General features: G+C 46.4%; 11 protein-coding genes. All 11 read left to right on the plus strand.

Annotation, left to right across the window (positions count from 1 at the left end; translation table 11 throughout):
- The first annotated feature begins 122 nt into the window (after window positions 1-122).
- The 11 genes from MHH57_RS09955 (at window position 123) to fabG (ending at window position 14,004) form a co-directional block, all read left to right on the plus strand.
- Window positions 123-1,160 carry an aspartate-semialdehyde dehydrogenase gene (locus MHH57_RS09955; protein ID WP_013309939.1) on the plus strand — a complete coding sequence of 346 codons (1,038 nt, stop codon included), beginning with the start codon at window positions 123-125 and terminating at the stop codon, window positions 1,158-1,160.
- 23 nt (window positions 1,161-1,183) lie between these two features.
- Window positions 1,184-2,401, plus strand: coding sequence for an aspartate kinase (gene dapG, locus MHH57_RS09960; protein WP_069011410.1), 1,218 nt, complete (start codon window positions 1,184-1,186; stop codon window positions 2,399-2,401).
- A gap of 39 nt (window positions 2,402-2,440) precedes the next feature.
- Window positions 2,441-3,322, plus strand: a complete 882-nt coding sequence (gene dapA, locus MHH57_RS09965; RefSeq protein WP_029517033.1) for a 4-hydroxy-tetrahydrodipicolinate synthase — start codon at window positions 2,441-2,443, stop codon at window positions 3,320-3,322.
- Window positions 3,323-3,671: 349 nt separating this feature from the next.
- Window positions 3,672-5,351: a ribonuclease J gene (locus MHH57_RS09970; protein ID WP_013309942.1), complete on the plus strand. Its 1,680-nt coding sequence runs from the start codon at window positions 3,672-3,674 to the stop codon at window positions 5,349-5,351.
- A gap of 229 nt (window positions 5,352-5,580) precedes the next feature.
- Window positions 5,581-6,429, plus strand: a complete 849-nt coding sequence (locus MHH57_RS09975; protein WP_029517034.1) for an ATP-dependent Clp protease proteolytic subunit — start codon at window positions 5,581-5,583, stop codon at window positions 6,427-6,429.
- Window positions 6,426-6,638, plus strand: coding sequence for a YlzJ-like family protein (locus MHH57_RS09980; RefSeq protein ID WP_023988229.1), 213 nt, complete (start codon window positions 6,426-6,428; stop codon window positions 6,636-6,638). The genes MHH57_RS09975 and MHH57_RS09980 overlap by 4 nt, the downstream gene beginning before the upstream one ends.
- 103 nt (window positions 6,639-6,741) lie before the next feature.
- On the plus strand, window positions 6,742-9,414 hold the full coding sequence (locus MHH57_RS09985) for a DNA translocase FtsK (protein ID WP_209948044.1): 2,673 nt from the start codon (window positions 6,742-6,744) through the stop codon (window positions 9,412-9,414).
- A gap of 226 nt (window positions 9,415-9,640) precedes the next feature.
- The gene (gene sleB, locus MHH57_RS09990) at window positions 9,641-10,492 is read left to right on the plus strand and encodes a spore cortex-lytic enzyme (protein WP_209948046.1); all 852 of its coding nucleotides are present in this window, start codon (window positions 9,641-9,643) and stop codon (window positions 10,490-10,492) included.
- 160 nt (window positions 10,493-10,652) lie between these two features.
- Window positions 10,653-11,933, plus strand: a complete 1,281-nt coding sequence (locus MHH57_RS09995) for a pitrilysin family protein (RefSeq protein ID WP_342435053.1) — start codon at window positions 10,653-10,655, stop codon at window positions 11,931-11,933.
- Window positions 11,934-11,935: 2 nt separating this feature from the next.
- A complete protein-coding gene (locus tag MHH57_RS10000; RefSeq protein ID WP_039273585.1) occupies window positions 11,936-13,216 on the plus strand; it encodes a pitrilysin family protein in 1,281 nt (426 codons plus the stop codon).
- A gap of 20 nt (window positions 13,217-13,236) precedes the next feature.
- Window positions 13,237-14,004, plus strand: coding sequence for a 3-oxoacyl-ACP reductase FabG (gene fabG / locus MHH57_RS10005; protein WP_209948050.1), 768 nt, complete (start codon window positions 13,237-13,239; stop codon window positions 14,002-14,004).
- The last annotated feature ends 51 nt before the right edge of the window (window positions 14,005-14,055 follow it).

Raw genomic sequence — 14,055 nt, forward strand, 5'->3', positions numbered from 1 at the left:
AACTGCTGAGCATCCCTCGCCTAGAAGATGATTCGATATTGTATCGGGTCTAATTTCTTGTTGGCGGTGGATGCTTTCAGAATAAAAAATGGTTTTTTAGTCGAGAAGGGGAGATATACCAGATGAGCAATAGAAAGTTTAATGTAGCTGTCGTTGGAGCGACAGGCGCTGTAGGAGAACAGATCGTAAATCTGCTGGAAAAACGGGATTTTCCTGTGGACAAAATCAAATTTCTTTCTTCGCCTCGTTCTGCCGGCACGTTAATTAGCTTTAAAGGTCAGCAAATTCCAGTAGAGATTGCTACCCCCGACAGCTTTGAGGGAATCGACATTGCTTTGTTTAGTGCAGGTGGAGACGTAAGTAAGGAATTGGCGCCGCATGCTGTTCGTCATGGGGCAGTTTGTATTGACAACACCAATGCATTCCGAATGGATCCGACAGCTCCTCTTGTAGTGCCTGAGGTGAACAGCGACAAAATTGCCGAGCATCAAGGCATTATTGCGAACCCGAACTGCTCCACCATTCAGATGGTAGCTGCTTTGAAACCATTATATGATCAGTATGGCATTTCTCGTATCATAGTATCCACATACCAGGCCGTTTCCGGGGCTGGAAGCCGAGCTATTGATGAATTGAATCGTCAAAGCGCAGCGATTCTTAACGGTGATGAAGTTCAGCCTGATCTGTTGCCAGTAGGCTCGTTGCCAGTAAAACATCAGATTGCTTTCAATGCTATTCCGCAAATTGATAAATTCCAGGACAATGGTTATACACTGGAAGAAATGAAAATGGTACGTGAAACGAAAAAAATACTGGGTGACGAATCGGTGGACGTAACAGCAACGTGTGTACGTATTCCTGTTGTATATGGTCACTCGGAATCTGTATATGTAGAACTTAAAAAAGATTATGATTTAGAAGAAATCCGTAATTTGCTGGCTTCAGCACCGGGAGTAACGCTAGTGGACGATCCTGCTGCTCAGCTTTATCCACTGGCATCTGAAGCTGCAGGAAAACCTGACGTATTTGTGGGGCGTGTACGCCGTGATTTGGGCAATAGCCGTGGATTGAATTTGTGGGTCGTATCCGACAATCTGCTCAAAGGAGCGGCATGGAACGCGGTGCAAATCGCGGAAATTATTGCTGCAAACGCGGAGTAACGTTCCAATATGGGGGAAAAATAATGGGTATTTTGGTGCAAAAATTTGGAGGAACCTCGCTTTCCACACCTGAAGCACGTAAACTTGTGTTGGCACATGTGAAGAGGGAGCTGGAACAAAATCTTCAATTGGTTGTTGTTGTGTCGGCCATGGGGAGAAAAGGAGAGCCTTATGCCACCGACACGCTGCTGGATTGGGCGGTGTCTAACGGCGACAGTCTGCCAAAGCGCGAACGGGATTTATTGCTGTGCTGTGGTGAAATTATTTCTGCTGCTACATTATGCAGCCTGATGGAGAAGGAAGGTATTCCTGCTACAGTGCTAACTGGGGCACAGGCGGGCTTTATTACGGATGATCAATACGGCAATGCTCGTATTTTGGATATAAAGCCAGACCGTGTTGTTGAAGAGTTGAACCAAGGCAGAGTTGTCATTGTGACAGGTTTTCAGGGACAAACAGCAGACGGTGATATGACTACCTTGGGTCGGGGAGGCAGCGATACGTCAGCTACTGCTCTAGGTGCTGCTCTACATGCGGATATGGTTGATATTTATACGGATGTGAATGGTATATTGACCGCCGATCCGCGCATTGTGGAAAACGCAAAGCCGCTTACACATGTTAGCTATACGGAGATTTGTAATATGGCTCATCAGGGAGCAAAGGTTATCCATCCTCGTGCTGTTGAAATCGCCATGCAGGCTAATATCCCGGTCCGTGTTCGCTCTACCTTCTCCGAAGGAGAAGGTACGTTAGTTACCCATCCGGAAGGCTTTAAAGACGTGCAGGCAGACATCGTAGACCGTTTCGTGACCGGTATTGCGTATGTTGGCAATGTCACTCAGATTAATGTTGAATTAAAGCCGGGTATGGAGCACTTGCAATTACAAGTGTTCAAATCTATGGCTGAACATGGAATCAGCGTTGATTTTATTAATGTAACGCCATCGGGGGCAGTTTATACTGTGTTCGATTATGATGGAAGCAAAGCGGTTGAAGTATTGAACGGGTTGGGTCTAGAACCTAAGATACTGGCCGGATGTGCTAAAGTTTCTGTCATAGGCGGTGGTATCAACGGGGTACCGGGCATTATGGCGACGATTGTGGAGGCATTGGCAGAATCAGACGTACAGATCCTTCAATCCGCAGATTCCAACACGACGATCTGGGTACTTGTTAAAAAAGAAGATATGGTGCAGGCTGTACGCGCATTGCATAATAAATTTGAACTCCATCAATAGGTGCATGGTCCGTGCTCGGATTTGCAAAAAGGAGGCAGCATGGTGAACTTCGGCAGATTGATTACCGCGATGGTGACACCTTTTGATCAGCAAGGAGAGATTGACTGGACTGCATTGTCCTCGTTGATTGATTATTTAATAGAAGAACAGCATTCAGAGTCACTTGTTGTATCTGGAACAACAGGAGAGTCTCCTACCCTGAGCGATGATGAGAAAATCAAGTTGTTTGCTTTTGTTGTAGAAAAAGCAGCTGGACGATGTAAAATTATTGCCGGGACTGGCAGCAACAATACGCGTCACTCCATTCATCTTACCCGTGCCGCGGAGCAGGCAGGAGCAGATGGTGTTCTACTGGTAGTGCCATATTATAATAAACCGAATCAGGAAGGGATGTATCAGCATTTCGAAAGTATTGCAAACTCCACATCCCTTCCAGCTATACTGTATAATGTTCCAAGCCGTACTGGAGCGAGTCTAACAGCTGAAACAACGCTGCGTCTTGCACAAATTCCAAATATTGTGGGAACCAAAGAATGTGCATCACTTGCGCAGGTTACACAGATTGCAGCGGCAGCGCCAGAGGGTTTTCTGGTTTATTCCGGGGATGATGCTTCTGGGTTGCCTGCTATGGCTGTAGGTGCTTATGGTATTATCAGCGTAGCGAGCCATGTGGTAGGTGCTGAAATGAAGCAGATGATCGATTCACTTGTAGGAGGACACTCTCAGGAGGCAGCAAAGTTGCATCAGCAGTTGTTCCCGATTTTCAAGGGTTTGTTTGGCTGTCCTCATCCTCTGCCTAATCCAGTGGCAGTAAAATATGCATTGGAATTACGGGGGATTAGGGTTGGTTCGGTTCGGTTGCCGCTCATTCCTCCAACTGAGGATGAAGCGGAATTTATTAAGAAATTATTTACCCGCTAAAGACAAATAGGAATGTAGGATATTAATTAATACTAAGGAGTAACCTTGTTAAGGGCAGTCGGTAGGTACAAAACCGATAGAGTTTATTGTCTGACAAGGTCCTCCAGCATGAAGGACGTTCTTATAGGACGTCCTTTTTGCTGTGCTTTTAACCATGCATATAGATAAAATGACAGATACTAATGGTTTGAGACGGCAATGGGAAACCTAGCGTAACGAACAGGATGACTTGTTTTTTCGTATTTTAATCATGTATAATGGGGTCAAGTGACTGGGTGCGGTATTTTTTTGAAAATTAAATAACAAATCAAGGTACGACGTCCAACTACCATAGGAGGTTTAGATTCATTTGTCTAAAAAAACAAACAACGATAAATTGATGATTTTCGCTTTGGGCGGCGTCGGTGAAATCGGGAAAAATATGTATGTCGTTCAATACGGCAATGACATTGTCGTGGTGGATTCCGGTCTGAAATTCCCGGAAGAGGACATGCTGGGCATTGATATCGTTATTCCTGATATTTCCTACCTTACAGAGAACCGCGACAAAGTAAGAGGCATTGTGCTGACTCATGGTCACGAGGACCATATCGGCGGTTTGCCTTACGTGTTGAAACATTTGAATGTACCAGTATATGGTACCAAATTGACGCTGGGATTGGTGGAAAACAAGCTGAAGGAAGCGAATCTGCTTGGTGAAACCAAACGTATTTTGATCAATGCTGATTCCGAAATCAAGCTGGGTTCCACACTAAAAGCAACCTTCTTCAGAACCAACCATAGTATTCCGGATTCTGTAGGTGTATGTATTGATACTCCTGAAGGCGCTGTTGTTCATACAGGTGACTTCAAATTTGACCATACTCCGGTGAACGGACAATATGCAGATTTGCAGCGTATGGCTGAAATTGGCACACGTGGCGTACTGGCTCTTTTGTCAGACAGTACGAATGCCGAGAAACCGGGCTTTACACCTTCGGAAAAGAGCGTTGGTATTGTGCTGGAAGACATTTTCCGCAAGTCGAGACAGCGTGTGGTCGTAGCCACTTTTGCTTCTAACGTACATCGTATTCAGCAGGTAATTAATGCTGCTGAAGCAACGGGACGTAAAGTAACAGTTATTGGTCGAAGCATGGTTAATGTCGTAGGCATTGCTTCGGACTTGGGCTATTTGGAAATTCCGGATGGAATGCTGATTGAGCCTGAAGAAGTTGGCAAAATGTCAGCGGACCGTGTAGTTATTCTCTGCACAGGCAGTCAGGGCGAACCGATGTCCGCTTTGACAAGAATGGCTCGTTCCACACATCGAAAGGTTGACATTCTTCCAGGGGATTCAGTCATCATTGCAGCTACTCCGGTACCGGGTAATGAAAAATACGTTGGACGCACAATTGATGAACTGTTCCGTCTGGGTGCCAATGTATATTACAGCGCAGCTAATCCAGGTATTCACGTTTCTGGACACGGAAGCCAGGAAGAACTTAAGCTGATGCTGAATCTGATGAAACCAAAGTTCTTCTTGCCAATTCATGGTGAGTTCAGAATGCAACGTCGTCACGCCCTTCTTGCTGAAGGCGTAGGTATTGAGCCTGAAAATATTTTCATCACGGATATCGGTGAAGTCATTGAAATTCAGAATGGCGGAGCACGCAGAGCTGGTAAAGTTACAGCAGGTAACGTACTGATCGATGGACTAGGCGTAGGGGATGTAGGAAATATCGTATTGCGCGACCGTAAATTGCTGTCACAGGACGGTATTTTGGTGGTGGTTGTCACGCTGAGCAAGCAAGACGGAACGATTAAATCGGGTCCAGATATCATTTCCCGCGGTTTCGTTTATGTCCGTGAATCGGAAGGTTTGCTTGATGAAGCGAATCGTATTGTCTCAAGTACACTGCATAAGCTCATGAGTGAAAATGTAAATGAATGGGCTTCCCTCAAGACAAATGTCAAGGATGCACTGGGTCGCTTCTTGTATGAGCAAACTCGTCGCAGACCGATGATCCTGCCAATTATAATGGAAGTGTGATTCAATTGAAATTTGTTCAAAAACCTGAATTAAAAACTTAAGTCACAGGCACACAGTCGCCTCTCTTCCCGCAGGAAATATTGGACGGTTTCCGCGGAAGGAGAGGCTTTTTTGATTTTTCGGGGTAAGGAAAAGCATGGGGGTAGGTATAAAATATTCCATTTACATCCCATACTATAGGGTGACTACGGGTCATATAGATGCGTAAAGCGAAAGGAAGATCACCCATATGGAACAATACAGCAATCTATCATCTGGCAACGAGGAAACGGAAACGCCAGATCAACCAGAAATTGGGCAAAGACCCGCGTTACCTGCTATGGAGGCTTTGCAGCAACTGGGTCAAACCTCCATGCCTGGAGGCGAGTCCAATATTTTTTGCATGACGATTATCGGTCAGATTGAAGGGCATCTCATTTTACCGCCTCAAAACAAAACGACAAAATATGAGCACATTATTCCCCAACTGGTAGCGGCAGAACAAAATCCTCGTATCGAAGGATTAATGATTTTGCTGAATACAGTTGGTGGTGATGTAGAGGCAGGACTGGCTATTGCTGAAATGATCGCATCGATGAGTAAACCAACGGTGACCATTGTGATAGGCGGGGGGCATAGCATCGGTGTGCCGATTGCTGTGTCTTCCACTTATTCCTACATTGCGGAGAGTGCGACGATGACCATTCATCCTATTCGTATGAGCGGCCTGGTCATTGGAGTCCCACAGACTTTTGAATATATGGAAAAAATGCAGGAACGTGTCGTACGCTTTGTCGTTTCTCATTCTCGTATTACAGAAGAGCAGTTTAAGGAATTGATGTTTAAAACCGGTGAGTTAAACCGCGATATTGGTACAGCGGTTGGGGGAGCCGATGCAGTGAAGTATGGATTGATGGACGCGGTTGGAGGGATCGGAGAGGCTTTAAAACAGCTGAACACCATTATTGAAACGCGGCGTCAGCAAAACGGGAACGCTGGGATCCAACAGCAGGCTCCGTATGCTCCTTTTATTCCCAGTGCCACAGGAACTCCTACAGAGACACTGTCAGGGGAGCATAGCGGGGAGCTATCTCAATGACATTATATACTGTAATGCCAATGGAAATGGTGTGGCAAGGGATGTGGAAAGAGGCTGAGGAGCTTGCAGAGGTTCGAGTAGACGGTCTACTTATGCAGGTACAGCCGCTTGAAAGTCGTCGGGGGATCATTGTACGGTTGTTGGACTGCCCGCTGGAAGCCTACCTGAATCCGCGTTATGGACCCGGTCAAGTCATCGAATGGTCGTAAAAGGTGTCGAATAGTATAGAAATCGGTCATTTACTGCTGAAAAAGAACATATGTGCGGATACCGGGTGACGTGGTATAATATTCTTCTGGGGGGTGACCTTGTATGTCCAGAAGAAGAAAAAGAAAAAAGAAAGCCGCATTTGGCGGAGTTCTAAAATTTGAAATTTACGGCATTGTGCTGATTACATTAGCGGTCATTGCGTTATCGGGTGAAGCGGCAGTTGGTCGGTCGCTATCCAAGATGTTTGGGCTCGTATTGGGGAAATTCTATTTTGTTATCCCTCTGATTGGCATTTATTATGGTCTGATGGTGATGATTCACCGCAAGTGGCCGAACCAGTGGAACTCGCGTAAAACGGGTTTGCTCCTGTTGGTATTTGCCTTTACACTTATGAGTTCTATTTCATCTATGGAGCAGCGTTTGGGGCCGATCAACGCGCTTCAGCCGGGCGGAGTGATGACCCAGATACATATAGATATGCGCGAGCAGTTGCTGTCGCCTGATCAGCAGGGCCATTCCTCAATGCTGAACAAGGATATCAGCGGGGGTTACGTAGGCGCGTTGCAGCTTACTGTTCTGTTGTGGCTGTTTGGTCTCACGGGAGCTAAACTGATCATGATTGTTATGTTCGTCATTTGTTTCATGCTGATGACTCAACTGTCCTATGTGGATTTGGTGCGGATTGTAAAGACCAAGCTGCTAGCAGCTGGGGGAAGTGTGCGCAAAAAGTGGACTGGTAAAGCTACTCCGCTTTCGGCATCTAGCAAAGGTAATGGAAATAGAAAGATCAAGTCTGAGCCGATTCCTGCCTATGAGGAAGACATGGATGATGACTTTGACGAAATGCAGCCTCCTGCACGCAAACAACCGATTTTCTTTCAGTTGTTTGGTCTTAAGAATTCAGATAAAGCGGACAAGGAAGAGCATTCCGTCGATGAGGATGAGCATGATTTTCCATATGAAGCTGAGGACGCGCAGGCCCAGTGGAGAAATGGCAACCAGAGTGAAGAGCTGTCTGACGTAGTCGAACACGCTGAGCAGGAAGCTGCAATTCCGGTAAAAAGGTCGCCGATTATTAGGGATTTCTTCGAACAAGTAAAGCATGAGGAAAGAAGAACGGAAGCTGAATTTGGAGAGTCCCTGACAGGGGCAGAGCAGACGACTTCCATTATTGACGAACCCCTGGATGATGACTTTGTGGGTGCCAATGCGAATAAGGATATGGATGATTCGACTACGATTCAGGGGACATTAGAAGGTGCTCAGGGACAAGCTCAGACGATTGCAACTGGGGTGGCAGGCGAAGAGGTTGAAGGTACCCATACAGCTATCCCGGCTCCGCCGCCGCCTAAACCGTACAAGCTACCATCGTTTCGTTTGCTTGCTAAACCACAAAATGCAGGCAAAGGTATGGGACAAAAGGATTATATGCAAACGGCACGCAAACTGGAAGCAACGCTGGAAAGCTTCGGTGTGCGGGCGAAGGTGCTGGAGGTTGTCCGTGGCCCTGCCGTAACACGTTATGAAATTCAGCCGGACATTGGAGTGAAGGTCAGCCGTATTGTGAGTCTGACGGATGACATTGCGCTTGCACTTGCTGCCAAAGATATCCGTATGGAGGCTCCGATTCCTGGCAAATCTGCTATCGGAATTGAGGTTCCGAATAATGAAGTTTCCATTGTAACGATGCGTGAGGTAATGGAGACAACCGTTTTCCAGGAGTCAGCTTCCAGCTTGTCTATTGCATTCGGACGTGATATTGCAGGACAGACGATTGTCGGTAATTTGGCCAAGATGCCCCATCTTCTTGTAGCTGGGGCAACAGGTTCGGGTAAATCAGTGTGTATCAATGGGATCATCACGAGTATTTTGTACAAAGCAAAGCCGGATGAGGTCAAATTTTTGATGGTCGATCCTAAAATGGTGGAGTTGAACGTGTACAACGGAATCCCGCATTTGTTGGCTCCGGTCGTGACTGATCCAAAGCGTGCCTCACTTGCATTGAAGAAAATTGTAGTCGAAATGGAAAAAAGGTATGAGTTATTTTCCAAATCAGGAACCCGTAATATTGAGGGATACAATAATTTGATGAAAGATAACCCGGATGCATTTCTGCCTTACATCGTCGTTATTGTGGACGAGTTGGCAGATTTAATGATGGTAGCTGCGGGAGATGTGGAGGATGCGATTGCACGACTTGCCCAAATGGCGCGCGCAGCAGGCATCCACCTTATCATTGCAACGCAAAGACCTTCGGTTGATGTAATTACCGGGGTAATTAAAGCTAATATTCCTTCACGTATTGCCTTCGGCGTTTCCTCGCAGGTAGATTCCCGTACCATATTGGATATGGGTGGAGCCGAGAAGCTGCTCGGACGTGGTGATATGCTTTTCATGCCAATGGGTGCTTCTAAACCAGTCCGCGTTCAGGGAGCGTTCATGAGCGATCAAGAAGTCGAAAATATTGTTAACTACGTACGTGAACAGGGTGAAGCGCAGTATGATGAGACGCTAGTGCCGGAGGTGGAAGAGGTATCGGCTGATGCAGATGAAATGCTGGATGAGCTGTACGATCAGGCTGTCAACATCATTTTAGAGGCTAAACAAGCTTCCGTTTCGCTCCTTCAGCGCCGTATGCGGATCGGTTATACACGTGCTGCTCGACTGATTGACTCCATGGAAGCTCGCGGAGTCATCGGCCCTTACGAGGGCAGCAAGCCCCGTGAGGTTCTTATCTCAATGGAGCAATATCAGCAAAATAAAGTTAGTTCCTAAGCATTATCTCTACCCAGCACTACATTAAAACGCTGTTCGTTCGCAAGGTAGTTGTTCTAAAATGACAACTCCAAGTGTACAAACAGCGTTTTTTTGTGATGTTTTTTTGAGGTGTGGCGACTACCTGCTGAAAGAAGATTAAAAGGGTGAATAGCTTTAAGCGGAGCTTGTCATAATAAACGTAGCCATCCTGTTAATCCCACAAAAGAAAGGTAGAGCGCAGCATATGAAAAAGACAATGGTCTGGATTTGCACGGGTATCCTCGCAGCCTCGGCTATTACGTACACAGGACTTTTTAAAAATGACTCTGCACAGCAGCAAACAGAGTCGCTCAACACACAGCAGAAAGTACAAGCGGCGCAACCATCCGAGCCGACATTCAGCTCGGGAGCGGTTGATTTTGGATCTTACGGTCAGGATGTATATGAGTTGCAATCACGTTTGAAGTTGCTGGGCTTTTTTGGCGGGAAAGTGGACAGCCATTTTGGCAGCAGTACACTAAAAGCTGTTAAAGGTTTTCAAAAGGAATTTGGTATCCGTCCCGATGGAGTGGTCGGAGCAAAGACGAAATTAAAGCTGGTGAATGCTACCCCTAACTGGAAGCCAACGGAAACTCCTATGCATCGTAACAATCAAGGTTCCGCTCAGGGACACACAGCGGACAATAATGATAAAGCGGATCAAAATGATGAAACAATGGGATCGGCCAACACCATGGGACTATCTGCAAACGATCTTAAGATTTTGGCTAATGCGGTCTACGGTGAATCCCGTGGCGAGCCCTTTGAAGGGCAGGTTGCCGTGGCGGCGGTTATTTTGAACAGGGTTAAATCACCTAGTTTTCCAAATACACCATCTGGGGTGGTTTTCCAGCCGGGGGCCTTTACAGCTGTAGCAGACGGACAAATCTGGCTTACGCCGAATGAAACTGCACAGAAGGCAGTACGACAGGCGCTGAACGGCTGGGACCCAAGCGGAGGATGTCTCTATTATTTTAATCCAAAAACAGCCACCTCCAAATGGATTTGGACCCGTCCGCAGGTGAAAACCATCGGGGAACATATTTTTTGCATGTAAAACGCCGAAGCAGCCGGGAGCTTGTCTCCGGTTGCTTCTTGGCTTTTGCATGGTTAGAATAAAGATTGGTACACTTTACCTCTTTACAGGAGGACGATTTACAGCAGCTAATGCTAATCAAAGGCTAGACGCCAATTGACGTCACAAAGGAGTTTTGGACTTGAACAAAACAGGTTTCGAGCGTGGCACACGCAGACAACTGAGGATTCATGTACTGCCAACCAAGCGCTTTAAGACGTTTGCTATATCATTGTATGTAGGCACTCCGCTACGGGAGGAAACCGTAACTCGAGTGGGGCTGGTACCTTTCGTTCTGCGCCGGGGTACAGAATCGTATCCGCAGACTACACAATTCAGAGAACAGTTAGAGCAATTGTATGGCGCAGGTTTCGGATTCGATGTGTATAAACGTGGAGATTATCAGATCGTGCAATTTCGCATGGATACGATTAATGACAGCTTTGTAAACAGTCCGGATAGTTTGCTGGATCGTTCGTTTGCTTTCCTTGGAGAAGTGCTGACGAAGCCTGCATTGGAAAATGATGCATTTCAAACTGGATACGTTCAGCAGGAACGAGAAAATGTGCGCAAGAAGCTGGAATCTATAGTTAACGATAAAATACGTTATGCTGGTGAGCGCTGCATGGAGGAAATGTGCAAAGATGAGCCTTATCGTCTGCACCATCTTGGTCAACGATCTGATCTGGACAGTATAGATGCACAGAGCTTGTATGAGGCTTATGGAGAATGGCTGAATCATGCCAGCATGGATTTATACGTTGTGGGAGATACGACGCTAGAAGAAGTTGAGAAGTTTGTTGATCGCTATTTTCAATTGAACCGTTCAGCGGAAGCAGGGTATGTTCCGGAACAGCCCAAGTCGGTAGAGCGTGATGTTCAAACTGTTGTAGAGCATCTTGATGTGAACCAGGGCAAGCTCAACATGGGATTGCGGACCCCTATTACGTATGGTGACGATCGCTATGCATCCGCTCTGATGTACAATGGCATTCTGGGCGGGTATCCGCATTCAAAGCTGTTCGTTAATGTAAGGGAAAAGGAAAGTTTGGCGTATTACGCTTCATCGCGATATGACGGACATAAAGGGATTGGTACGATTCAATCTGGTATTGAAATTCCTAATTATGAAAAAGCGGTTACTATTATCCGCAAGCAACTGGAAGATACGCAAAACGGAGCGATTACTGAGCTGGAAATGACCCAAACGCAGGCGATGATTCGCAACTTGCTGAAGGAGATGCAGGATTCCGCTTTTGAGATGATCGCCTATGATTTTAACAGACAGCTTTCCGGTAAAGAGCGGACGGTAGATGAGCTGCTGAGTCAGGTGGAGGCAGTCAAGGTGCAGGATGTTCAGGATGCCGCCCGGACGTTCCGACTGGACACTATTTATTTCTTGAGAGACCAGAAAGGGGAATAACGGTGGAGCATATACCTTATGAGCATTTGCAGGAAACGCTGTACTATGAAGTAATGGATAACGGCTTACACGTTTATGTGTTGCCCAAACCGGGTTTTCAGAAGACGTACGCCACATTTGCGACTAAATACGGCTCGGTTGATAATCATTTCCGCGTAGAAGGTCAACAGCCCGTAAAGGTGCCGGATGGCATAGCCCATTTTTTGGAGCATAAAATGTTTGAAGAGCCTGAAGGAGATATTTTTGCTACCTTTTCCTCTAATGGTGCATCGGCGAACGCATTTACGAGCTTTGATCAAACCGTATATCTGTTTTCGGCAACTGAGCGTATTCAAGAAAATTTGACCACGCTGGTCAATTTTGTTCAACATCCTTACTTTACAGATGAAAATGTAGAGAAGGAAAAAGGCATTATTGGCCAGGAAATCAATATGTATGAAGATAACCCCGATTGGCGGAGTTACTTTGGTCTGATCGAGGCGTTGTACAAGGTCCATCCGGTGCATATTGATATCGCAGGTACGATTCAATCCATCAGTACGATTACAAAGGAAACGCTGTACAGTTGCTATGAAGCTTTCTACCACCCAAGCAATATGATTCTTTTTGTAGTGGGAGGAGTGGATCCAGCTGAAGTAATAGAGCTGGTACGTAACAATCAGGCCAAAAAGGACTATAAGCCGCAGGGAGAGATTGAGCGGATTTTCGACGATGAACCCACTACAGTTGCAGAACCACGTCGTGAGGTGAAGCTGGCCGTTTCTCTGCCAAAGCTACTGTTTGGATTCAAGGAGGCTGAAGTAGGCTTAACGGGTGAAGAATTGCTTCGTCATGATCTGGAAACCAAGCTGATGCTTGATCTCCTATTTGGTTCCAGTACACAACTGTATCAAAAGCTCTACGATGAGGATCTGATTTCGGACAGTTTTGGCCATGAGTACAATAGTACGCAGCAATATGCATTTTCCGCAATCGGTGGAGATACCAAAGACCCGGATCGGCTGTTGGCGAGAATACGTGAAGAGGTGGAGTCCATCCAGAAGCAGGGCTTCGCAGCAGAACATTTTGAACGGGCACGCAAAAAGAAAATCGGTGGTTATCTGCGTACACTCAATTCACCAGAAAATATTGCGCATGAATTTACAAGACATCGCTTCCGGGGCAGTGATTTTTTCCAACTGCTTCCGATTTATGAAAGTATTACGCTTGAGGATGTAAATCGCCGTCTGAAAGACCATATCCAGTGGGATCAACTCGCAATATCACTAGTGGTGAGTCCGTAATGTCCAGGGAGAGGGAAACGATGACCACTGAGGGCGGAGAATTAAAAGCGATTGGCGATACAACTGTGCTGATTACAGGAGCGAGTGGCGGAATTGGTGCGGCTATTGCTGAGCGTTTTGCAGCTGTAGGGATGAATGTGGTCATTCACTACATGAAGTCCCATGAAAAAGCAAATGAAGTTGCCCGTCGTTGCATGGTTTATTCAGGCAAGGTAATGACCGTGTCAGCGGATCTGCAGAGCAAGGAGCAGATCGAACGCATGCGGGAAAAGCTGGATAATCACGGGATGAAGCCGGATATTCTTGTGAACAACGCCGGATTATCTCATTATGGGCTGTTGACAGATGTTTCGGAAGAGGAATGGGACGAAGTGATGGCAGTCAATGTTAAGGGAACCTTTCTGTGTACGCAGGTTTTTATGCCACATATGATTTCCCAACGCTATGGCCGCATTGTGAATGTTTCCTCCGTGTGGGGGATATGTGGGGCTTCGTGCGAGGTGTTGTATTCCACCACGAAGGGAGGCATTAACGCTTTCACTAAAGCGCTGGCTCAAGAAGTAGCACCTTCCGGGGTGACAGTGAATGCAGTAGCTCCAGGTGCAGTGAATACGTCGATGCTGGATCATTTAGATGAAGGCGAAATTACCAGTTTGGAAGAAGAAATTCCTGCCGGACGATTGGCTCGACCTGATGAGATATCATCCCTGGTTTATTTTCTTGCGCTTCCTGAGTCAGGTTATATTAATGGCCAGGTCATAAGTCCTAACGGAGGATGGGTGACTTAAGGGAAATAGCGCTTGGAGGAATCCACCAGTATAGTAAGCGTCTGAGAAGAG

The organism is Paenibacillus sp. FSL H7-0442 (assembly GCF_038593105.1).
Lineage (GTDB): Bacteria > Bacillota > Bacilli > Paenibacillales > Paenibacillaceae > Paenibacillus > Paenibacillus polymyxa_D.

Coding starts and splice junctions, on each gene's coding strand:
- MHH57_RS09955 (WP_013309939.1), top strand. CDS start 123: ATGAGCAATAGAAAGTTTAATGTAGCTGTCGTTGGAGCGACAGGCGCT.
- dapG (WP_069011410.1), top strand. CDS start 1,184: ATGGGTATTTTGGTGCAAAAATTTGGAGGAACCTCGCTTTCCACACCT.
- dapA (WP_029517033.1), top strand. CDS start 2,441: ATGGTGAACTTCGGCAGATTGATTACCGCGATGGTGACACCTTTTGAT.
- MHH57_RS09975 (WP_029517034.1), top strand. CDS start 5,581: ATGGAACAATACAGCAATCTATCATCTGGCAACGAGGAAACGGAAACG.
- MHH57_RS09980 (WP_023988229.1), top strand. CDS start 6,426: ATGACATTATATACTGTAATGCCAATGGAAATGGTGTGGCAAGGGATG.
- MHH57_RS09985 (WP_209948044.1), top strand. CDS start 6,742: ATGTCCAGAAGAAGAAAAAGAAAAAAGAAAGCCGCATTTGGCGGAGTT.
- sleB (WP_209948046.1), top strand. CDS start 9,641: ATGAAAAAGACAATGGTCTGGATTTGCACGGGTATCCTCGCAGCCTCG.
- fabG (WP_209948050.1), top strand. CDS start 13,237: ATGACCACTGAGGGCGGAGAATTAAAAGCGATTGGCGATACAACTGTG.